The sequence below is a fragment of the Cupriavidus sp. 8B genome (genome assembly GCF_054589115.1).
Genome location: NZ_BAAILO010000641.1, coordinates 1 through 1133 on the forward strand (window position 1 = coordinate 1; position 1133 = coordinate 1133).

The 1133-nt window shown below is 66.7% G+C and carries 1 protein-coding gene; it reads left to right on the forward strand.

The features are described from left to right. Positions 1-23 precede the first annotated feature (23 nt). A partial coding sequence (locus tag ACYP5B_RS51515; RefSeq protein WP_459575231.1) for a thiamine pyrophosphate-binding protein occupies positions 24-1133 on the forward strand: 1110 nt, incomplete at its 3' end.

Sequence of the window (1133 nt, forward strand, 5' to 3'; positions counted from 1 at the left end):
AAAGTCAACGAGGAGACCAAAACATGTCTGCAGTCGTATCCACGCGGCCCGAGACCACCACGGCCGAAGACACTCTCAAGCAGAAGACGCGCGATGCCGGCGTCGTTTCCGGCGGCCACCTGGTGGCGCGCGCGCTCAAGAACGAGGGGGTGGACACCATCTTCACCCTGTGCGGCGGCCACATCATCGATATCTATGATGGCTGCGTGGACGAAGGCATCCGCATCATCGACGTGCGCCACGAGCAGATCGCCGCGCATGCGGCCGACGGCTATGCGCGCCAGACCGGCAAGCTCGGCTGCGTGGTGACCACGGCCGGCCCCGGCTGCACCAATGCCGTCACCGGGGTGGCCACCGCCTTCCGTTCGGAAAGCCCGATCATCCATATTGGCGGGCAGGGCGCCTTGTCCCAGCACAAAATGGGCTCGCTGCAGGACCTGCCGCACGTCGACATGATGTCGCCCATCACCAAGTTCGCGGCCACCATTCCGAGCACGGAGCGGGTGGCCGACATGATTTCGATGGCCGCGCGCGAATGTTTCAACGGCGCGCCCGGCCCGGCTTACCTGGAGATCCCGCGCGACGTGCTCGACCGCGAAGTCGACCTCGCGCGGGCGGTGATTCCGCGCCCGGGCCACTATCGTGCTTCCACCAGGTCGATCGGCGACCCGCGGGACATCGAGCGCCTGGCCGACATGCTGGTCAATTCGGAGCGGCCGGCCATCCTGTACGGCCAGCAGGTCTGGACCGCGCGCGGCCATGAGGAGGCGGTCGCGCTGCTGCGCGGGCTCGACATCCCCGGCTACTTCAACGGCGCCAGCCGCGGCCTGCTGCCGCCGGGCGACCCGCATCACTTCGATCGCACCCGTTCGCAAGCATTCGCCAAAGCCGACCTGATCATTATCGTCGGCACGCCCTTCGACTTCCGGATGGGCTATGGCAAACGCATCAGCAAGGATCTCAAGCTGGTGCAGATCGATATGGACTACCGCACGGTCGGCAAGAACCGCGACATCGACCTGGGCCTGGTCGGCGATCCGGGCGCGATCCTGGGCGCGGTGCTGCAGGCTGCCAGCGGCCGCATCAAGCACGACAAGCGCCAGGTTCGCCAGGCCTGGATGCGCGATCTGGCC